Here is a 20,275-nt window from a genome sequence, read left to right on the forward strand (position 1 = left end):
TTGATTTATTGAGGGGAGATCAGAACGTTGGTAACTTTTTTGTTGCCGTCATCATGCTGGCTGAGGTGGGTGTTCCAGCCGAGAATAGGGCGGTATTTTTTGTCGATCAGCTGGGCAGACTGGATGGTTGTTTGATCAACAGTAATAGAGATGTCGAAATCTAAATCAACACCGGCTGCAAGTTTGATCATTGCGGTGAGTTGCTTCATCTCTGCGCTGCCCGGTGTCAGTTGCATTTGACGTTGATAATCTAATGGCTCGACATGTACTCTGAATCGATTCTGTAGCTGCCAGCTGTTTGAGCCAATGACGACATTCTTACCGAGTTGATTATTTAACCCGTTGACACAGTCAGCGGATGGCAGCCTTGTTTGAACGCGGGGGTCTATCGATTGCCACTGCCCAATAAACTGCTCAACGGAGACCGTCAGACCGAATTGATGTTTGATCATGGCTGCCAGGCTGTCGGCGGTCATTGTTGTTCTGGCAAGCAAACCGGAAACACCGGCAACACTGTCTGCTGACAACGGCCACAGGTGTTGTTGATTCTGATTAAAACCCGCCAGTGAGCACAAAATGTCACTATAAATATCAAGGCCTTTTTGATTGGCCAGGTGATGTCGCTCTACCGCAGCAGGAAGGCGGTGCTTCTGCCAGGACTTATATAACAGTGAGACATTTCTATGGTTGAAAATATCAAGATAATCCTTGAATGCACTGTCTTTCTCGCGCTGGCGAAGTTGGATGATTTCACTTAAATAATGTGGAAGAACGCCTTGGCTGCCAGCCAAACCGGTAAAATTAACCTCCATTGAGTACTGTTCTGGCCGAGACTTTGATGGCCCAATCTTTTGTATATCCGCAGCGTTAAAGGTCAACTGACTCCGGCTGCTAAAGCGAACAACCTCTTTAGACGGTGGCGCACCTTCGGCGACCAAACTAGTACCATTGTTAGCTGACATCCCCGCTCTTTCAAGTAGCCGAACCGCTTGGAAGAATTCAAATTTAAAGGGTTCTCTTGCAAGCCTCGCCATCAAAGCAGGGCTTTTTCTCCTGCGCGAGGTGGCCATTGTTTAAACTCCTTATTAGTATCGCTGAATTTCACAACGAGCTTAGAAAATGAATTAATCGAACAATATAGTGCTAAGAAGCGCTCTAGCACGGATGTAAAGATTAAAATACTGGTGCCCTGCAGCATTTGCTTATTGAGTGTCAGTGTTACCTCTGTGCCGCGGCACATGGCTGTTGTACCGTCGATGGTAATAGGTGCGGTATAGGGGCGCGTATACAGTGACACGATTGATTTAATAATATTGCGGGTGCTGGCACTGTCACTGAAATTGTAAAGGCTGAGTATTTCGCGCAGTGCCTCACCGGTCTTATCATTGAGAGACAGATGATTTAAATTTAAGTGTGAAAATAAGCGCCAATATCCGCGCTCTTGACGAGCGGGTCTATAAGTCGGTGTGAAGGTGGTGATGCACTGTATTGATTCAGCGGCGGCATCGATATCGACAAACTTGAAATGAGGCTGACCGGATGAGTTAGGCAGTTTTTTAACGGTATTACGATTAAAACAGGTGATTGTACTGCTCACTAGCTGATCGTTGCTGTGATGAGGGTTGAATGAAAGGTCAACAAAATTTAGCTCAATATCGGTGGCTTCCTCGTTGCCATGCTGGCCTTCAAATACATCGACTCGATTGGCATGCCAATAGGTTCGCTGCTCGCTTTGGAAATGCTTGGCGCTATAAAAGGGTAGATATTGTGTCGAATCACCAAGATGGTTGCTGGCGTGAACACTGTCAATGCTGAAAATCTCTAAGTGACTACGCTGACGGTTGTCTGCCGATAACGGGTAGTTAAAGCTCTGATGTTTTAAGCTGATAGGCTCTGCGCGTTGCTCAAACAGGTTAATGACAGGAGTACAATTGAGTGCCAGATTTTGATCAGAGAACTGATGCTCTAACTCAATGTCTGACTCTGTTAAATAAATATAGAGATTGATCGTATTGCGATAGTTCTTGGTCAATTTATCGGCAATGCCGTTCATCTCAAAGAACAAGAATCGATCCGGGAAGCAAAAATATTCTGTCAGTAGCCGATAACCGCTAAAGACATTATCGGGGTAGGGCAGGATATTATCAGCAATGTCGAGTCCGGCCTGTTGTAATATCTCGGCCTCTAAAATGATTGGCTCGTCATCGGTATTACTGTGTGCTATCACGACCTTAACGGCTTTGGTTAAGATTAAATCGTAGAGTTGATGACTTTGCTGGCTCTGCCCCTTGAGAAAAAATCTGAGCTGGTTATCCATTGCTTCGTAGAGATTACAATCACTGTTCAGAGTTTCTAACGAGATAGATAATACGCTGGAAGCACCGTAGATTTGGTCGCTGGCGGGCGCATGAAACGGACGTGATTGCAGGCTGGCATGACTGACTTTGTAGGGTGCAATAGTGCTGTTATAACCTGTTCTGAAGCGACAGCTGTTGCCATCGAACTCATGTGTTTCAACCTCGCTGCCCGCTGGCACGGTTTGTATTTCTTGTAAATCCTGTGGCGGCTGGTGCTGGATAATGGCCGAGGGGGGGATCGGGCGCTGATAATGAGGGTAAAGACTGCCCATTAAGGCATCGGCAACCTGGGGGAAATCATCACTGAGCTGCTGCTGTACTCTGGCATTCAAGTAGGCAACTCCGGAGAGCATTTTGGCCACTAACGGATCGTCTACAGTGTCGCTGTCCAGGGTCAGGCTGCTGGCAACTGTGGGGTGTCGTTTGGAGAAATCACCAGCGGTTTGCTGTATAAAAGCAAGTTCGCGTTCGTAGAATGGTAGTAGTTTGTCGCTCACTAAAACACCTCGTTAACAGCAACTAATTGAGTAACTGGATTTAGGCTCGAATCAAAGACAATGGTTTCCGGCGCGGGATTGGCAAAAAGCTTTGCCTCAACACGAAAGCGGATGGTTGGGTCGTCAGTGTCAATATTGCTTTCGGTGGTGACTTTGACGCGTCTAATCCGCGGGTCAAATTTCGTTATTGTTTGTTCTATTTGGCGACAAAAAGCATTGCGACCAAGATGATTGCTGAGGTTGATGGTGGAGAGATCCGGTAGGCCATAATTGATCAGAGATGACTGCAGATTGGTATGTTGTTGCCCGGCGGAGACACAGCGATAACGAGTGTTTAATAGACACTCGAGATCATAGCGAACACTTTCTCTCAATGTTTGCAGCAGCATATTAGATGATGGCATGCCATTATTTTCACCGGTTAGACGGCTTAATATTGGGCTGGTGATTTTCTTGTTTTGATGATTCATGATTAGCTACTTGTCGTCATGCCGAGGCTGTTAATCTCTGTGGTGAGTGTTAACTCTGAAACCAATTGGTCGACAATATAATGGGGCTTTAGATGGATGGCACATTGATAAACACCACTGCTGCCTGCTTTATCACTGACTCGGACACGGGCTTCGTTTAGCGGATATTTCGCCATTGTTTCCCATTTCAGGTTGTCGCCACCGGTGGCGTATTGGTTGAGCCAGGCTTGCAGTTGCCTCTCGCAATCATTGGCCGAGAAAAATGAGCCGACCTTGTCGCGTATCATGACCTTTATATAGTGAGCGAAGCGGCTGGCGCAGAGCAGTTGTTGTAGCATGGCACTGATTCGTTCATTAGCACTGGCCGATTTACTGCTGTATACCTTGGCCTTGTGTACGGTGGAGGCGCTATAAAACGCTGCAAAAGGTGTGTCATAGCAGCTGCAAAGTGGCAGGAAGCCAAGATTTGACAACTCTCTGTCCATGGCATCTGTTATCAGAGTCGATGTTAGAATCTTATTGGTTTTTATCGCCTCACTCTGATTGGCGGCAAATGCTGTTACCAACCCGCCGCCATACTGGTCACGGGGTACTCCCCTAATATGAGAAAACCAACCAACATCTTTGAACTCACGGATTAACACGGTCGCCAAGGCGAAGGCGCTGTTGCCCCAAAGATAATGCTCACTGTGGCTGGCCGAGACTGATTCCGAGAAATTAAGGCTGCTATTGGCTGTTTGATGAGCTGGCTGGCGGAGTAAAATATTTGGCAGTGTAATGGCCAAAAATTTTGAGTCAGCCTTATTCCTGAGTGATTGCCAACGTATATATTCTTTGCCCTGAAATACGCGCTCAAAATCAATCGATATATTGAGTTGTTCAAAATGATCGACACCGAACAGCGATGGATGGGCAGCACAGATAAAGGGGGCAAAAGATGCCGCCGCTACTTGAGCGATGCCGTTTAACGTGTGGACATCATCATAGGGATGGTCGGTACTACTGATATGGCTGACTTGGTAGTCGCCGATCAGTACACTGAACGGTTCGCCGCCAGCAATGCCAAATTCTGCACTATAAACAAGGGCGAATAGTGCGCTCAATTCTGCCTCAGAGGCTCGCTGTTGGTCTTTTGTGATGGTGCGCCAGCATGCGTCTAGAAAACGGATTTTAATTGATGGGTGCTTGCCGCTGCAGTCGGTCAAATACCAAAGGGACAGCCAACTGGCCTCCAGTTTTTGGAATTTTTTGTGGTGAATAATCGCATTGAGTTGGTCCTCAATGAGCTCATCGATAATGCTTATTTGTTGGCTAAGCCAGATGAATATATTGGTATCCTCAATGTATGCCTGACAAAACTGGTTATCAAGCCAAACACTGAGCGTCCTCTCTAAATCGGCAGTAAGCTCTGCGCGAGAGAAGAATAGGTTGTCGATACAATATTGGTCGTTATCTGTGCTGGCCTGAATGCAGCTCTGCTCAATCGTTTGTTCGTCGGTAGTGGCAAGCTTGGACATGCAATAATATTCTCATGGCAGGCAGGCTTATTACTGCTAATAAGCCCGCGCGACTAATTATCCCTGAGAAGGAATGTTAGCAACCATACGTAATGATGTTGTTAACTCTTCCATTTGTAACCACGGGCGCAAGTAGGCAATTGCACTGTATGAACCGGGGGCACCAGGGTTCTCTCTGACTTCTACGCGTGCTTCGGCAAGAGGATACTTGGCCTTCATCTCGGCGCTGGCTTCAGGGTTGGAGTTGGTGTAGTTCGATATCCACTTATTCAACCAACGTTCGGCGTCCTTTGCCTCCATGAACGAACCAATCTTGTCGCGCGCCATCACCTTGAGATAGTGGGCAATACGAGCAGTTGCCATGATATACGGTAGGCGTGCTGAAATACTGGCATTGGCTGTCGCATCTGGGTCGTCATAGATTGAGGGTGATTGCGAGGTTTGAGCACCAAAGAAAACGGAGTAATCAGTATTCTTATAGTGGCACAGAGGCAGAAAGCCTTCATTGCTTAATTCAGCCTCGCGACGGTCAGTAATGCCTATCTCGGTAGGGCATTTCTGATCGGTATCACCATCATCACTTTTAAAGATGTGGCTGGGCAGGCCTTCTACTTTACCGCCGCCTTCAGCACCACGTATGGCGGTACACCAGGAGTTTTCAGCGAAGGCCTTGGTCAGCGTGGTTCCCATAACATAGGCAGCATTCATCCAGCAGTAGTCATCATGTTCGACTGCCACAGACATGCCAGAGCCATCGAGGGGGAACTCTTCGTAATTAAATGCTTCAACCGGCTTGGTTTGCTCGCCGTAGGGTAGACGCGATAACACTCTCGGCATAGTCAGTGTGACAAAGCGTGAGTCATCGCTGTCTCTGAAGCTGCGCCATTTAATATACTCTTGTGATTCAAAAATCTGGCCTAGATCACGGGGTTTTGATAGCTCGGTGAATTCATCGAAACCGAAGAACTCGGGGCCAGCTGAGGAGATAAACGGACAAAAACCAGCGGCGGCAACATTGGACATATTGCTCAGCAGATCGATGTCTTCAGGGTGGTTGGTGAACTCGAAATCACCAATCATAGCGCCAAACGGTTCGCCACCAGCGATACCAAATTCTTCTTCGTAGACTTTCTTAAAGGTTTGGCTCTGGTCGAACTCAACCGCCTTATCCATATCTTTGAACAGCTCTTTCTTGCTGAGATTAAGCATACGAATCTTCAGCGTGGCACTGGTTTCACTGTTCATTACCAGGTGGTTGAGGCCGCGCCATGAGCCTTCTAACTTTTGGAATTTATCATTGTGCATGACAGCCGCAAGTTGCTTAGAAATAGCCTCGTCAATGGCATCAACTGCACTGCTAATAGTTTTGGTCAGGTTTCTATCCCAAGTGACTGTCCCTTTGAGAACCTGCTCGGTCAGGTTGTTGAGAAGATCTTGAGCATCTTCTCTTTTCGTTTGGCGGGTGGCGCCAATCGCTTGCTCAAGTAAGTTGACTGATTCTTCGGTCGCCGGTGCCGCTTCTGCTGCGACTTGATTTTCAAGTTCTGCACTCATTTTACTCGTCCCCACTTTCGCCATCGAGGCCTAGTTGTTGAGAAATCTCTGTCACTTTGTCAGTGTTCTTCAGGATGTCTTCAAGAAGTTCTTCAAGCTCTTCAGAGCGGTCTGCCTTACTCATCAAGTCGCGAAGTTTGTTGCGCGCATCCAACAGTTGCTTGAGAGGCTCTACCTGCTGCACGACGTTTTCAGGGGTGAAATCGTTCATGTTCTGAAAATCTAGGTCGACAGCCATCTCACTATTATCATCGGCCAGCGTATTCTCGACTTTCATTTCAAGCTTTGGGTTAACCTTGGCCATCGCATCATTGAAATTGTCGCGATCAATTTGAACGAACTTGCGGTCTTTCAATGATTTTTTGTTCGCCGTATTATCGCCGGAATAATCGCCCATGACGCCGACAACAAAAGGCAGTTCTTTTTTCACTTCCGCGCCATTGGTTTCTACGTCATAGGTAATGTGAACACGTGGCTTACGAACGCGCTTTAACTTGTCATGAATGCTTTCAGACATTTTAGTCTCCTTGTGGTTATTCCACGTTATTTAATGATAATCCTGATGCGGCTATTACCAGCCGCCACTGCTTTCGGTATCTGCTGCGGGTTCACCCCATGCAGTGTCGGCAGGCTCTGCTGGTGCGGGTTCGTCGGCAGCCGCTACGGCCTCCGGCGTTTCTTGCGGTGCTGCTGTAATATCTTTGTTGTAGGTAACATATTTGTCGGTTGCAGTACCATCGAGTTTTACGCCTGTCAACTGTGAGTACATAGCCCTGGCATTATCATCGGGCATGAGTTCCATCATCAACTGAGCTACAGGTAGGCGGCCCCACTTAATCGCTCTGTCTATGGTCGAGGCGATGGGTGTGTGTGGCTCATAAAGACGGAAAAAATCGGCGGCTTTCTTTAGCACAATTAATGCTTGCTCACGGGTTACGATGTCATCTGTCACAGATGGGTGTTTGGTAGAGCTGCTGGCTATTGTTGTTGCCTGCGAACTATCAGCCTCGGGGCTTGAGGGTTCTTCAGCGTCATCCTTGTTTTCATCTAGATGCGATAGTTTTTCTTTGGTGGCAAAACGTAGTGTACGTAACACCTCTTCGACAAGGTTTTTGATGTTGCTGCTGGGAGGTGTCTCGTGTTTGCAGTGCACTTTAAGTGTGGCATTGAGTTCGTTGAACTGGCTGAGGGCATTCTCAATGGCAGAGAGAAGCTTGACATAGAAGTCGTCCGGGCCGGCTTGAATCGCTTGTTCTATATCGTCCAGATGGTAGCCGAGGCTGTCGTAACGCTTTTGTTTGTCTTCCTCGTCAGTGATACGTGAGGCTTCTTTTGCTTGATGATATTGCCAAAAGGTATAGACAATATCGCTGTCATTGGGAACGATGGGGCAGTTTCTAATAGGCGTCAGGAGAGTGCCTTCGCCTCCGTCACCGTTGAGCCCTGTAATAGGAGCGACGGTGGTTTCAATGCCGTCTTCATCCGGCAGGGGATATATTCCGGCCCAAAATTGTTCGACAAGCTTGTTCAGTAATTGAAAGCCTTCGCTGAGACCATGATAACCATGGAAGCGTATCAGTGATTCTATATACCAGCAGCACACTTCAATATCTTTGCCTGCTGACGTCAGAATACTATTGGCTGTTGTTGATACGGGTTTCCACAGCTCAAGAATTTCAGCATTATCGCTGCTGTCGAAACGATTGGCTCTTTCTGCTGCTCGCGCGTTATTGCGTGCATCTTTGACGGAGTAATAAAAAGATGCGGGATCTCGGTCATCTCGAATGTCGATGCCGCAGGGTAATTCGCCATCAAATGGCTGTAATAAAGCATCAAAATCTAAAGCGGGCTCGCTCATTTATACCGTCGTCCATGTTGTTGTTTGCTTGGTGTCGATTATTCTAGCGCAGTTGATTGCTGTTTTAATTAATTTTTTTTTTATTGTTTTTGGCATATTTAAATAATCATTTTAGAAAACGTTGATCCACATGGTAGTCCATCATAAATGAATGATTTTTCTGGCTTTTCTTTATTGTGCCAAATGGATTGAGAGGATTTTATATTTGACGACCGATATAATAAAGAGGTGGTTAAATCCGAAATATTATTGTCTTGGTTTAGTCTGTGTTCTTTGTTGTCTGAAACTAAATCAAATCTTTTGTTTAGCGATTGTGATTGGCTGATCAATTTTTGCTCTATTTGCTGAATAGAACTTTTTGGATCCAGTGCCGATATAGCGATGGCTTCAATGGCATCGAACCAGCCCGATTGATTGATTGCGCTATATATATTGTTGCTGACCAGCTGTTGAGCAATGGCGAAGGGGAAATAACGACCCACAGAATCGACACTGGGAATGATGACGCCAGCCCAGGCATTTTGGTCAAGCACACCCTCTGATAGCGCAAAGCGCCAGCTATGACTGTTGAGATAATGGTTCAGCCATTGCTCTTGTAGCTCTTCACGGCTTACGGTTAACACATGTTGCAGCCATTGACACCAATTGTTGCGAAACTCAACGGGCAGGTTTCTATCAACAAAATCCCCGTGTGATGGCAGCTTGCCAAAAATACCTGCATTCATAACGGTTACAACCTTTCCGGGCAACGATAGCGGTTGAAAGTTGATCTGTTAAATGGGTTTTTTGCGCTGATGGCGGTGAGTTTGAAGTCGGCCTTTCGTCCGTCCTTGTTAAAGGTGATCGCAAAGTAATTACGTGTCGCACCAGGGCGGATGTTCGCCGCATCCAGCATTCTAAATAGAGCCCAATCACCTTGGTATTGTTCGTTTCTGCCCGTATTGTTGAGGTCTTCAAAGTGAATGCGTGCACCCATATCGATACCACCTTGCCAGTCAAATCGAGTGGCGATTCGAGGGCCATGAGAATACTGCAAAGAGCTGTTGCCAATCGAGACCTCAAATTGGCGAACCGATGAATCGAGCTTTGTCGGCTCTAACTTAAACCCTACACTGGCTTCATCACCTTTTTGGTATAGCGAATTTCGTATTTCTGTGGCATTTTTGAACTGTTTCAAACTGGCGGTTGCGATATTAAGGCTGCGCCCATCAATCACCTTGTTTTGCCATTTTTGTGTGTTAATAAAGGCGGATAGGTTTTCTGTTACAAATGTCTTCTCGATGCCGCTGGGTGAGAAATAGCTATTGAAATCATCAATGGGGATTTCATTACTGGAATTGGACAGCGGGTAGCGATTGCTTAAATAGCGTTGGTAGTTAGTAAAAACCTGCCGTTTCCAGAGTTGATTAATATGGCTTTTTGCATCCGCTAGAATAATCTTCCAACTGTCATCTGCAATTTGTTTTAACCATGATTTAACCGGCTGTGGAGCTGTTCTCGCTTCGATCATCAGTTTGTTGAGCGGCGTCTTCTGGCCGCTATATCGCGCCTTTGCCGCCTCAAAAGAGGCGAGCTGTCTATCGGGTGCGCTGTCTATCTCTGCCAGATACATCTGTACATTGCCGATGACTGTTAAGTAGTGTGAAATCTTGGCCGGTTGATTACGCTGGCTGACAGTCAGTTGTTGTAACTTACTAAAGTTATTGTCGACCGGTGTTGGCTGAATTTTACTATTGACTAACTCTGTCAGTTTATCCGCGGCCTTCATCTTACCCTCAAGCGGGTTGTTAACGGCCGGCTGAAGCTGTGTGTTGGCGGTCGCTGTTTCGAGGCTGGTGAGCAGTGGTGAATATATGGGGTCGGCAAGCACATTCAGCGCTTCAACAGCCTGTGACATATTGCGCAATCGCTGAAGTTGAAGAGCGTCCAGATATTGGCCCCATGTATTATTGTAATCGGAGAAATAGAGCTTCTTGAGTTCATCCGATAGCCGCTGTTTATCTGCATCGGTAAAGTCATCGATATTTTCGTCGCCGTATATCCATCTATCCGCCGACATATTGTTGATGAGGTCTGAGTCGGCGGAAAGATCCAGTTCTTTATAACCCTGCTTGGTGAACAGGTAAGAGGGGTTTAGGGGCTTGCTCTGTTGATTAAGGCTGAAGGCAAGCTGGGTATCAGGGCCAATCTTTGAATACAGCTCGGTATTAATATCACGATATTGGCTTTTTAAATTGCTATACAGCCGTTGTGAGGCAGGGGTGGTCTTAAGTTTACGGCGGGCGCTGGCAATGACACGCGGGTTGCCGCCATATCTCAGGCTAGGCTGAGCTAATAAGTTGCTCAAGTGTCCTTGTAGCTGGTCTATCTCGCTGGCTTTTCCACTGAGGGTCGACTGCCAGTGGTTAACCAGCCATTGCTGAACACTGTCATTGGCGCCAGGCTTGTTTTCAACAAAGCCAAGATAGGTTTTAAACAGATCTAAAAGTTCATCTTCTTTAGCCGTTAAACTGAGTAGTTGCGCCTCCATCGCATGATTAATGCGGGGCAGCAGCAGTTGCCTCAGTTGTTGTTGGTAGAGTCGATTGGTTGACTCCTTTAGGCTGTTGTCATAGAGGCCAAAGTTGGCAATGATAGGGTGGTTCTGTTGGTTGTAAATATCGGCTGCTGCGCGATAACTATTGAGGGCATTGAGTGTTGATAGGGCTGTTTTATCGCCAGTCTGCGGTAAGTGGTTCTGTGCCGTGGCGATGTGTTCGTCGACAGTAATAATTTGTGATTTGTTTAAGCCAATGCTGCCAAACCAGATGACTACTGCGGCGGTAAAAACAACCGCTATTGAGGCAAAGCTCAGATACCTTAGGCTGCTGATCGTACGCTCGACCTTTTTGTCGGCGCCAACTATCTCGGCCTCATGAAATACAACCCGTTGTAACAGCGTTGATAGAAAAAAGCTTTTTCCGGCGGCAGCCAGTTGCCTGGGGGCTTCTCGATCGAGACCAAAACTGGCGCTGACAGAGGACATCATGCGGTCAATAGGGTGTCCCTGCTGTGTCGCGCTGGTGAAATATACCCCGCGAAGCCGTGTTGTCTGGCTATAGTTGTTGGTTGCAACTATTTGCGCAAGAAACTCATTTAAAACCCCGGATAAGTCTTCCATTCTGGCGGGAAAGTTGAGTAAAAGGCTGCGTTTTTCGATGTCGCGCTCTGCATGTGTCTTATTAATCAGCTGGCTGTTAAGCCGGGTGAGAATTTCACTGTATTGCTGTTCAAACTGCTGCTCAATAGCTGTGTTTTGTTGGTCGTCAAAGGTGACGCCAAGTACCTGCTCGCGCTGCTGCTGATTAAGATCGCTAAAATACTCACTGAAGCCGGCAATGAGGTCACATTTTGTAAAGCAGAGGTAACAGGGGTAGTCGATACCCAGTTTTGTCTGTAACTCTTCCAGCCGAGCTTTGATTGCTTGGGCTGTTTGGGCTCTCTGGCTGGCTGTTTGTACCATCAAGTCTTGGATACTGATTGCGATAATAGCGCCATTAATAGGGCGTCTTCGGCGATATTTTTTCAGCAGGGCTAAGAAACTATGCCAACCTGTGTTGTCGATGGCTCGATGGCTGTCCTGAGTGGTAAACCGCCCAGCAGTATCAATCAGCACGGCCTCATTGCTAAACCACCAATCACAGTCTTTTGTGCCACCCACACCGGATAATGGCTTAATGCCGCCGTCGGCCATGGGGAACTGTAAGCCTGAATTAATCAGTGCCGTTGTTTTGCCTGCCCCTGGCGGTCCAATAATGATATACCAGGGTAGTTGGTAGATGCTTTTACCCTTGGCATTACTGCTTAATTTTCTCTTTTTAAGGGTGTTGAGGGCGTCAGAGAAACGTTGGTTAATATTATTTCGCTCTTCAGTTGAGCGGTTATCATCATTTGATGTATTGTCGGCCTGAATCTCTTCGGTAAATGCTTTGTTAGATTTTCTTTCGAGCAGATAGGTAGAGAGCTGCCAGACAAACCAAGTCAGTGTGACAACACCGATAATGAGCAAGCGAGTGCTGGACGCAAGAGTTGTATTGTTCTCACCAAATTTAATGAAATCACTGCCAAACCCTATGACGCAAGCAAAGGCCATCAGCCCGATGATGCCCAGGGTCCATTTATGTGTGAAAAAGTTGATTATCTTTTGACGCATAGATTGTCTTAATGCTCGCTGTTATCAGTAGGCGTGATGAGAAAGGATTCAATATGTTGTTTCGATTGTGCAGTGTCTTGGTGTAGCCAATATTGGAAGCCGGAAAAGCTGAGCACTAAGAGGGCGCCGGCAATGCAGCCGATCACCCAGATTGGTGTTCGGGTGAGCAGACTATTTTTGCTCTTATAGCTCGATTGCCATTGCCCCGATAATTCCTCGGCCGATGGTGGGCGTTGGTTGTCTATGGTTTGTCGTAGGTTGTCTCGAATCAGTTGCAGTTGTTCTGCGCCCCGTTGTTCGATTCGATATTTACCTTCAAAGCCCAGGCTGAGGGTGTAGTAAAACAGCTCCAGTAGGTCGACGTTTTGACTCGGGGTAACAATCACTTGTTTAAGAATGGAGAAATACTTTTCTCCACCAAAGGTTTCGTTATGAAATATGCTCAGTAAGGAATGGTTTGCCCAGCCACAAGTTGCCCCCCAGGGTGTTTTGAGTACAGCTTCATCGAGGGTTGAGCACAGTATGTATTGGGCGCTTAATACTTGCCGCTGCTCAATGCCTTGTTGGTTGGCCTTGTTGGAAAAGGCCTTGATTTCATCACATAGGCTACGGTGTAACGATTTGAAATCGTTGTGATTGACTGTTGTGCGAAGTTTTATGATCACTGTCAGCAGGTTTGACGCGGTGTTTACCAGCGGGCTAAGACCCCCGTGGACCGATACCGGTTGAAAATTATGATCAGCCACCTTGTTACTCTGTGCTGCCTGTGCGCCATGACTTTGCGCACCGCCTGGTGTGGGTATAATCAGTGTTTTATCACTGTCTCCACCGGGGAAGTTGTTATTCATGGTTAATCCCTGATTGCCCAAAGTTCAATGGATAGCTCGGGGTATTCACCACTTAAGTGAACGGCAACGCCTCCTGAGTTATGGAGGGACTTAAAATGCTCGTTGCTGCGGTCTAGCTCAAAGTAATTAAATCCTGCGTGATATGGGACTTGTCGAGGTGCAACAGGCAGTGGCCTGATGTTGATGCCCGGTAATTGAGTGGTGATTAACTCTCTTATTCGTTCTACCGCAGCAATTTTACACTGTGCAGGCAATGTATTTCTGATTGCCTCTGTGGGCAGTGCCGTTTTTATCGCAAGTACAAAACTGGCCGTCTTGACCAGGCTTGGATCAGTGATTGGGGCGACATAAATACCGTATTTCCTCTCGGCGAGGTTGAGGGATATTGCCGATTGCTCAAGTACCATTGACAGCTGTTGGCGCAGGTGGCTAAAGCATTGATGAAAGGTCTGTTGCAGCGAGTCATGGTGGTAGGTTTGTAAGACAGGGCTTCTTTTAGAGGGTGTGGTAAACGTGGCTAGTTCACCGGTCATCTGTACTAATTCGGTATAAAAATCGATCGGGTGGAGGGAGTCCAGTGAGTGTAAATGACTAACCAGTGGCTCAAGCCTGTTGATCAATTGCAGTAGCATATAGTCAGCCACTTCCGCAGAGCCGGCTCTACCGCTATCGCTAAGTCGGTGGCCAAGTGCTTCACCGCGTTGATTAAACATGCCTTTTAGTTCTTCAAAATAAGCAGAGAAGATAGCTGATGCCTTGCAGTTGATCAGGGGTGGAATAAAGCTCTTGTCCAGTTTTACAGGGTTATCGACGGTTTTCTCTATGATGCGGGTAATCGCAATAGAGGCATAACCACTGCGGTCTTGTGAGCCAAGTTTGAGGGCTAGACGTAGCTGTCCAATTTGTATTTCAGTCTTGTCTGCTGTTTCTGATGTCGAATTTCTGGCGTCAAACTGCTTGGAGCGATACCGCGCCAGGCCATTGTCGTCATTAATGCTGGTGTCAACAGCTCCGTTTCTTCGCAGCGGAATACACAGGTAAATTGTCTCTTCGCCAAGTCCATCTGGGATGTCGAGAACCGGCGGGAGGGTTTCATAGTCCGGAGCGCTAAAGGGCGTGCCGTCGGGGAATATACCTGAGATTTCAGTAATGGAAACCTTGCCAAGTTTGAGCGGTTCTTTATCGATGACGAGTTGAGATATGCCCCAGTAATAGTTACCCAGCCCCTCGAGTCGCCCCGCAACATAGCGCTCCATATAGCGGTCTTGTTGCTGAAAATGCTGCGGGCGAAGAAACATTCCCTCGCTCCATATGACTTTGTTACCAACAGACATTGATAATACCTTTAACTTTTAAGTGGAGTTATCGCTCTGCTGTGACAGCAAACTCATTGAGAGTGATATGCAGCGAATTCTTCTTGTGCGGGATGATGGGCAATATCAACATGGTGTCTGCTTTCTGATACTGCGAGTACTCAGCCAGAATGCCGATATAATTGACGTCAGCGGTTAGCTCCAGTGTTTCTTCACGACTCTCACCAGGAATAAATTCTTTAAGTAATGTTGTATCGATGAGATCTTTCCCCAAGTTTTGCTCAGCATGTTGGTATAGGCTGATGAATTCTTCACGCGAGAATTGGCGGTTATCCGCCAGTTGGTATACCCGAACAATAATCGGTGAGGGGCGATTATCCTGGTCAGGATTGACCTCATTGCTGGCACTTATATTTAATATCGCGGATGTATCGAGATTGAGTATTTCTCGGGTACTGCTGCAGCCGGCGACTAAAATGAGGGCAGCGATGAAAATGGTTGAGAGCAATGATTTCACAATTTAATTCCTAATGTGTTGGTGTTGGGTGATTGAGCGTGTGGCTTTCAAGTCTGCCAATTGTTGTTCGTAAGCATTGGCAAAGGTTTCACCAAAGATAGTGTTATAGGTTTGTTCTTTGTCTTGCTGTAGTTGCCGGTAGTGATGTTCAAACCCCTGCCAGTTTTGGGCGTCTTTACTGGATAAAATACCGCCACGTTTTTGTCTGTGTAAATTTTTAATGCGTTCTGGTGAAAACTGCTCGAGCATAAACTCATAGGCCGCTTTCATCCCACTCATGACGGCGACTTGATGATCGGAGATATCATTGAAACCATCGGCCACGGCAAGGTGAGGGGGCATAAATGATTGGGCCTGTGCGCTGAACATGACGGCAAGGGCATCCTCAGCTGCGACAGAGAACTTGAGGGGGTTGTTGTTGTTGTTTTCTATCATCGTGCGATCGACACGAAGCTCATTTTTGATGCTGCTTCTGGCGCGTAACAAGTCAATGAGCCGATTCAATGTTTCTTTAACAATCAGGGCAAGTTCCGGCGATAACTGTTCAAGCTGTTCGTCTGATAAGGACTGCAATCCCAGGTCTCGTGCGATGTCTGTATTGTTGGAACTGGCAGTAGGTGGTGATGAAAACTGGCCAGGGGTATGTGTCGCATCGTTAGTGATTGAAGCCGGTGCCGGCGAGAACAGATCGGGAGTCTGCGTTGGTTGGGGGGTTACTGTGAGGGCCTGTACCGGTGCCTGTTGTTGAATTGCTTGCACTGGTATTTGTGGTTGAATTGTTGGCGGTGCTTGAAATTCGGGGGTGGTATTTTGAGCGGGCCAATCGGCAGTGCTCGGGGCATTTAATTGCGTGTCTGGCACTTCTATCGCCTGTGCCAGTGGGTCAGAGTTATCGGGCTCAGATGTCCACCAATCGTCATTGCCAGTACTGGCTGGCTGGTCAAAAGCTGAGGGTGACGAGGCCAGAATGTCGTTTGTGGCTATCGGCGCCATCGGGTCGCTGGAACCCACTGGCATTTGAAATAGAGCATCATCTACCATGGCGCCACTGGAACCCCAGTCGTTAGAACTCGCTGAGCTGCTATTGCTGATCGGTTGTTGTGGTATGTCAGCGGCGCTTGCCTGTTGCGGTGATAGCCAGTCGTCAAAGGCGTCGCTGTCTGATTCTTGAGCCAATGCGCCTGGGTTAAATTGCGTTTTATCAGACTGATCCAGGAAATCAACGCTTTCTAGCCCGTTAGCCAGTGCCGGCGAATTTTCAGCAAACGCCACGCTGAGTTCGAAATCGCCAGCACAGATGGTGTCGCCATGGCTTAGGGTGTGTTTGTTGTTGGCACCTAATGCTTGTTCACTGCCATTGATGAAGGTGCCGTTGGTGCTTAAATCTACCAGCAGGAATTTGTCGCCCTGCTGTTGAATTTTTGCATGTGTCGATGAAACCACTCTATCGATATCGGGTAGCATCCAATCATTATCAGGCGAGCGGCCAAAGCTGCCGCCGGCCTGGCTGAATGTTTTGGTATGGTCTTCCATGTTGGCGGCGCTAGGCCCACTAATCACTGTTAGTACTAAGTCCATTTTATTCAACTTGCATAATGTGTTTTAAATAGTCGCTAGTCATATAAAAAGTATTTTTTAAAACTACAATAATTTTTTTATAAAAAATATTTATTTATGTGAGATGTCGCCAATCCTATATTGTTTGATTTTGATTTACCATTTAAAATTAAGCACTATTTTCATCTTAAGGAAAAAGATGTGATGTTAATTTTAATGGATTTTGTTTATGCCGGATGACCTAAATAAAAGTGAAGATAGAACGATTGTTGTTGGAGGTTTTGATTCCGACAATGTAGCGGGTGTGTCGCATGTTGGTGATGCGACGGTGCTTGTCTCGTCGCTGGCCAGTGACCCCGCGCCTGTTGCAGCTTCATCGGTTGCCGCCGTGGACGAGGAGCCTACGCTGGCATTGTTGCAGAATCGCTTTGAGTTAAAGCAATTGCTCGGTGCTGGCGGCATGGGTGCGGTGTACCGAGCGCTGGATAGGCGCAAGGTTGAGGCGAGTGATAGAGAGCCCATGGTGGCGATCAAGGTATTAAACAGCGACTTTAAAGACCATCCCCAGGCCATTGTTTCGCTGCAGCGGGAGGCGCGAAAATCACAGCAGCTGGCACACCCCAATATTGTTAACGTCTATGACTTCGACCGGGACGATGATGTTGTCTATATGACCATGGAGTATATGGACGGTGCGCCCTTGGATGAGTTGATTCGCGAAAAGTCGGGCATCGGCTTTGAGCTTGAGGCGGCCAAGACGATACTGAGTAATATCAGTAGTGCATTAGACTATGCGCATAAGAAGAATATCATCCACTCTGATTTTAAACCGGGTAATATTTTTGTATTAAAAGACGGCTCGGCCAAGGTCTTTGATTTTGGCATAGCGCGAGCGGTATCGAGTCAAAATGTGGTTCAGGGTACGGGTGTTACCACCTTATTTGATGCGGCTTCGCTAGGTGCGCTGACGCCAGCCTACGCTAGTTATGAGATGCTCTCAGGTGGTGAGCCTTCTCCCTCTGATGATATTTATGCTCTGGCCTGTGTTGCCTATGAATTATTTTCTGGGCGTCATCCCTTTAATAAGGTAGCAGCGGATAAGGCGAAAGAGCAGGGGTTAAAGCCTGACCGGTTGAAGAACCTCAGTCGTCGTGAGTGGAAGGTGTTGGCGAAAGGGCTGAGTTTTCAGCACGGTGATCGCTATCACTCGGTGGCGGACTTTTCGGATAGTTTTTATGGGCGGGGGCGATGGCAGGTGGTGGCCGTTGTTTCTGCGATTGTTTTGTCGTTGTCGTTGTCGGCGTCGGGGTATTATCAATATGTGAATACAGTCGATGAGGAGGTGTTGCGTGAAGATATAGCGGCGGATATGAGCCTTAAATTTGAGCGGGATCGGGTCAGTAAGGAGTTGCGAGACCTGATTAAAAGTAATCTTTTAACGGATGCCTGGGACAGTGAGATAAAGCAATTGCTGGCCGAGTATGGAGAGTTGGCGCCATTAGATACAGCGCTGGCACTGGAAATCCAGTCTGCTTTGGCCGCCGCATATCTGGTCGAGGCCAATGGGTTAATTGATCGCGGTAGTTTAATGACAGCCGAGCGTTATATCTCCAAGGCAGAATCCTGGGGGGATACTGTGAATGCCCATGCGATCAGAAACCAGCTCGACGAATTACAATCAGCAGAGGTCATCAGAGTTGCAGAGCAACAAAGGATTGCCCAACAAAATATGCTGGAGGCCGAGTTGATTAAACAGAAAAAAGAGGAGCAGGCGAGGGTCAGGGCGGCTCGCGATCAGCAGATTGCGCAACAGAAAGCAGCGGCAATGGAGCGAAAGAAAACGATTGCTGCCGCTGGTCAATCATTGACCTGCAATGGTCTCGATATCCAGAATAATGCCTCCACTAAAATTACGTTACTTAAGCAGCGGTACCCTGATGCTTACAAGTCGGCTGAGGCTGGCTTTATCGAAAAAATACTCGACTGTGTCGACAAGCAACAAGTCACCAGGCCCAGCGAGGCCGAGATGGTCAAGCGTCAGGCTATGGCGCTGTTCCCAATGTCGACAGCATTGGCGAAGCAGACCATCGATTACTGCCTTCGTTTAAAGCCGGGCAGTGGTGGTCGTAGTAATCGTAATATCTGCAAGGATCGTATTACATCGTCGCTTTACTCTCCTGTTATGGTCAGTGTTGCTGAAAACGATCGACGATTTGCTATTGGTAAGTATGAGGTCTCAGAGAGAGAGTTCAGCATTTACTGTCGGGATACCGGTTGTGGTCATTCGGCGAGTAGTAACAAGCCTGTTACTAATATATCGATCGAAGAGGCTCGCGGGTATCTGGGCTGGTTATCGCGTAAAACAGGCTTTAGCTATCGCCTGCCAAATTATGCCGATTGGTATTTATCTGCGTCAGCTGCAAACAGTAAGATCGATGCAGATAGAAACTGTTATTTAAGGTATGCCGGTATTGAAAAAGGTAATGTTTTAGTCGACGTGAGCACTGGCAAAAAGAACCGCTTTGGTTTGGTGAATGCTGTTGGTAATGCTCAGGAGTGGGTGATGGATGGTGACTCAGTGGTGGCGGCAGGCGGCAATAGGCGGGATGCAATGAGTGAGTGTTTGGTGACTACTATGCGCCCGCACAGCGGCCAGGCTGATTCGCTGACGGGGTTTCGCTTTATTCGTGATATTTAATATAGTTCGCTGGTCAGGGCTTGCGGGGCATGGCTGATTTCGGCAATGCCCACGCTGATGTTGTCCTTGCCGCCTGCATTATTGGCATCATTGATGAATCGATAGCAGCATTCAAGCGCAGGCCTATAATTGGCAAGCAATTGTTCTATGCTGGCGTCGGTGACATATTCTGTTAGGCCGTCAGAGCACAGCATTAAAATGCAGTCATGGTTGATGCTGAAAAGGTTGAGTGTGGGAGTGACGCTGTGGTCGACACCCAGTGCCTTGGTCAGTTGATTTCTCACCTTGCAAGTGCGTGCGGTCTCTTCTGTTAAGCTGCCGCTGTCGATCATTTGTTGCACGACTGAGTCGTCACGAGTGAGGCGCCGTAGACCGGTTTTATCCCACAAATACGCTCTTGAATCACCAATGTGGCCAATCAGTAAGTGTTGTTGCCAAATTACCGCGCAGACAACGGTGGTGCCCATATGTTGGAATTCAGGGTTGATTTTTTTCTTTTCTAGGATGGCACTATTGGCGGCAACAATGGCTTGATTAAGTTTGGTTTGTAAAATCATTGCCTGCTGATCTGGAGAACAATGAAAGAAGGTGGTCGATACCAGGTTGATCAGTTCTGCTTCTATTACTGAAATCGCCGTTTGGCTGGCGAGTGCCCCGCCATTGTAACCGCCCATACCGTCGGCAATAACTAAAAATGAAAAGGGTAGACTAGGGTGTTTATACCAATTGATGCTGTCTTCGTTTTCATTTCTGACCTGGCCGATGTCAGAGCGGCCATTGATGGCGGTATGCGTACGATGCAGCATTAGCAATAAATTCCATTTTATTATTCATTTGTTTTTTGATTTTATAATAAACTAGGGAAATTCTAAACCATTGTGATGTATTTGGTTCATC

The 20,275-nt window shown here is 47.3% G+C and carries 15 protein-coding genes; 1 reads left to right on the forward strand and 14 read right to left on the reverse strand.

Features of this window, described 5'->3' with window-relative positions; genetic code table 11:
• Positions 1–5 precede the first annotated feature (5 nt).
• The 13 genes from tssG to tagH all read right to left on the reverse strand — a co-directional run bounded on the left by tssG (position 6) and on the right by tagH (position 16,701).
• Positions 6–1,070, reverse strand: coding sequence for a type VI secretion system baseplate subunit TssG (gene tssG / locus L9P87_RS01090; RefSeq protein WP_354001872.1), 1,065 nt, complete (start codon positions 1,068–1,070; stop codon positions 6–8).
• Entirely contained in the window at positions 1,034–2,854 is a 1,821-nt protein-coding gene (tssF, locus tag L9P87_RS01095) for a type VI secretion system baseplate subunit TssF (RefSeq protein WP_237442829.1), read from the reverse strand. The genes tssG and tssF overlap by 37 nt, the downstream gene beginning before the upstream one ends.
• Positions 2,854–3,324, reverse strand: a complete 471-nt coding sequence (tssE, locus tag L9P87_RS01100) for a type VI secretion system baseplate subunit TssE (RefSeq protein WP_237442830.1) — start codon at positions 3,322–3,324, stop codon at positions 2,854–2,856. Before tssE ends, tssF begins: the two co-directional genes overlap by 1 nt.
• 2 nt (positions 3,325–3,326) lie before the next feature.
• Positions 3,327–4,841, reverse strand: a complete 1,515-nt coding sequence (tssC, locus tag L9P87_RS01105; RefSeq protein ID WP_237442831.1) for a type VI secretion system contractile sheath large subunit — start codon at positions 4,839–4,841, stop codon at positions 3,327–3,329.
• Positions 4,842–4,898: 57 nt separating this feature from the next.
• Entirely contained in the window at positions 4,899–6,395 is a 1,497-nt protein-coding gene (gene tssC, locus L9P87_RS01110) for a type VI secretion system contractile sheath large subunit (protein WP_237442832.1), read from the reverse strand.
• Position 6,396: 1 nt separating this feature from the next.
• Complete coding sequence (gene tssB / locus L9P87_RS01115) at positions 6,397–6,912, reverse strand: type VI secretion system contractile sheath small subunit (RefSeq protein ID WP_237442833.1); 516 nt, start codon at positions 6,910–6,912, stop codon at positions 6,397–6,399.
• Between the two features lie 54 nt (positions 6,913–6,966).
• Positions 6,967–8,253 carry a type VI secretion system protein TssA gene (gene tssA / locus L9P87_RS01120; protein ID WP_237442834.1) on the reverse strand — a complete coding sequence of 429 codons (1,287 nt, stop codon included), beginning with the start codon at positions 8,251–8,253 and terminating at the stop codon, positions 6,967–6,969.
• Between the two features lie 98 nt (positions 8,254–8,351).
• Positions 8,352–8,978 (reverse strand): type VI secretion system-associated protein TagF, encoded by a 627-nt coding sequence (gene tagF / locus L9P87_RS01125; RefSeq protein ID WP_237442835.1) that lies wholly within the window; start codon positions 8,976–8,978, stop codon positions 8,352–8,354.
• Positions 8,979–8,983: 5 nt separating this feature from the next.
• The gene (tssM, locus tag L9P87_RS01130) at positions 8,984–12,445 is read right to left on the reverse strand and encodes a type VI secretion system membrane subunit TssM (RefSeq protein ID WP_237442836.1); all 3,462 of its coding nucleotides are present in this window, start codon (positions 12,443–12,445) and stop codon (positions 8,984–8,986) included.
• 8 nt (positions 12,446–12,453) lie between these two features.
• Entirely contained in the window at positions 12,454–13,293 is an 840-nt protein-coding gene (icmH, locus tag L9P87_RS01135) for a type IVB secretion system protein IcmH/DotU (RefSeq protein ID WP_237442837.1), read from the reverse strand.
• 2 nt (positions 13,294–13,295) lie between these two features.
• A complete protein-coding gene (gene tssK, locus L9P87_RS01140) occupies positions 13,296–14,627 on the reverse strand; it encodes a type VI secretion system baseplate subunit TssK (protein ID WP_237442838.1) in 1,332 nt (443 codons plus the stop codon).
• Between the two features lie 28 nt (positions 14,628–14,655).
• Entirely contained in the window at positions 14,656–15,123 is a 468-nt protein-coding gene (gene tssJ, locus L9P87_RS01145) for a type VI secretion system lipoprotein TssJ (RefSeq protein ID WP_237442839.1), read from the reverse strand.
• A gap of 3 nt (positions 15,124–15,126) precedes the next feature.
• A complete protein-coding gene (gene tagH / locus L9P87_RS01150) occupies positions 15,127–16,701 on the reverse strand; it encodes a type VI secretion system-associated FHA domain protein TagH (protein WP_237442840.1) in 1,575 nt (524 codons plus the stop codon).
• Positions 16,702–16,909: 208 nt separating this feature from the next.
• Here tagH and L9P87_RS01155 point away from each other — a divergent pair, with 208 nt between their 5' ends.
• Entirely contained in the window at positions 16,910–19,378 is a 2,469-nt protein-coding gene (locus L9P87_RS01155; RefSeq protein ID WP_237442841.1) for a bifunctional serine/threonine-protein kinase/formylglycine-generating enzyme family protein, read from the forward strand.
• On the opposite strand, the gene L9P87_RS01160 is transcribed toward L9P87_RS01155, so the two are convergent.
• Positions 19,375–20,184, reverse strand: a complete 810-nt coding sequence (locus L9P87_RS01160; RefSeq protein ID WP_237442842.1) for a Stp1/IreP family PP2C-type Ser/Thr phosphatase — start codon at positions 20,182–20,184, stop codon at positions 19,375–19,377. The two genes, L9P87_RS01155 and L9P87_RS01160, sit on opposite strands and share 4 nt — an antisense overlap.
• Positions 20,185–20,275 lie beyond the last annotated feature (91 nt).

It is taken from the genome of Sinobacterium norvegicum (assembly GCF_923077115.1).
Classification (GTDB): domain Bacteria; phylum Pseudomonadota; class Gammaproteobacteria; order Pseudomonadales; family Sinobacteriaceae; genus Sinobacterium; species Sinobacterium norvegicum.

Excerpts from the sequence above, each read along its gene's own strand:
- tssG (WP_354001872.1), bottom strand. The coding sequence starts at position 1,070 with ATGGCCACCTCGCGCAGGAGAAAAAGCCCTGCTTTGATGGCGAGGCTT.
- tssE (WP_237442830.1), bottom strand. The coding sequence starts at position 3,324 with ATGAATCATCAAAACAAGAAAATCACCAGCCCAATATTAAGCCGTCTA.
- tssC (WP_237442831.1), bottom strand. The coding sequence starts at position 4,841 with ATGTCCAAGCTTGCCACTACCGACGAACAAACGATTGAGCAGAGCTGC.
- tssC (WP_237442832.1), bottom strand. The coding sequence starts at position 6,395 with ATGAGTGCAGAACTTGAAAATCAAGTCGCAGCAGAAGCGGCACCGGCG.
- tssB (WP_237442833.1), bottom strand. The coding sequence starts at position 6,912 with ATGTCTGAAAGCATTCATGACAAGTTAAAGCGCGTTCGTAAGCCACGT.
- tssA (WP_237442834.1), bottom strand. The coding sequence starts at position 8,253 with ATGAGCGAGCCCGCTTTAGATTTTGATGCTTTATTACAGCCATTTGAT.
- tagF (WP_237442835.1), bottom strand. The coding sequence starts at position 8,978 with ATGAATGCAGGTATTTTTGGCAAGCTGCCATCACACGGGGATTTTGTT.
- tssM (WP_237442836.1), bottom strand. The coding sequence starts at position 12,445 with ATGCGTCAAAAGATAATCAACTTTTTCACACATAAATGGACCCTGGGC.
- icmH (WP_237442837.1), bottom strand. The coding sequence starts at position 13,293 with ATGAATAACAACTTCCCCGGTGGAGACAGTGATAAAACACTGATTATA.
- tssK (WP_237442838.1), bottom strand. The coding sequence starts at position 14,627 with ATGTCTGTTGGTAACAAAGTCATATGGAGCGAGGGAATGTTTCTTCGC.
- tagH (WP_237442840.1), bottom strand. The coding sequence starts at position 16,701 with ATGGACTTAGTACTAACAGTGATTAGTGGGCCTAGCGCCGCCAACATG.
- L9P87_RS01155 (WP_237442841.1), top strand. The coding sequence starts at position 16,910 with ATGCCGGATGACCTAAATAAAAGTGAAGATAGAACGATTGTTGTTGGA.
- L9P87_RS01160 (WP_237442842.1), bottom strand. The coding sequence starts at position 20,184 with ATGCTGCATCGTACGCATACCGCCATCAATGGCCGCTCTGACATCGGC.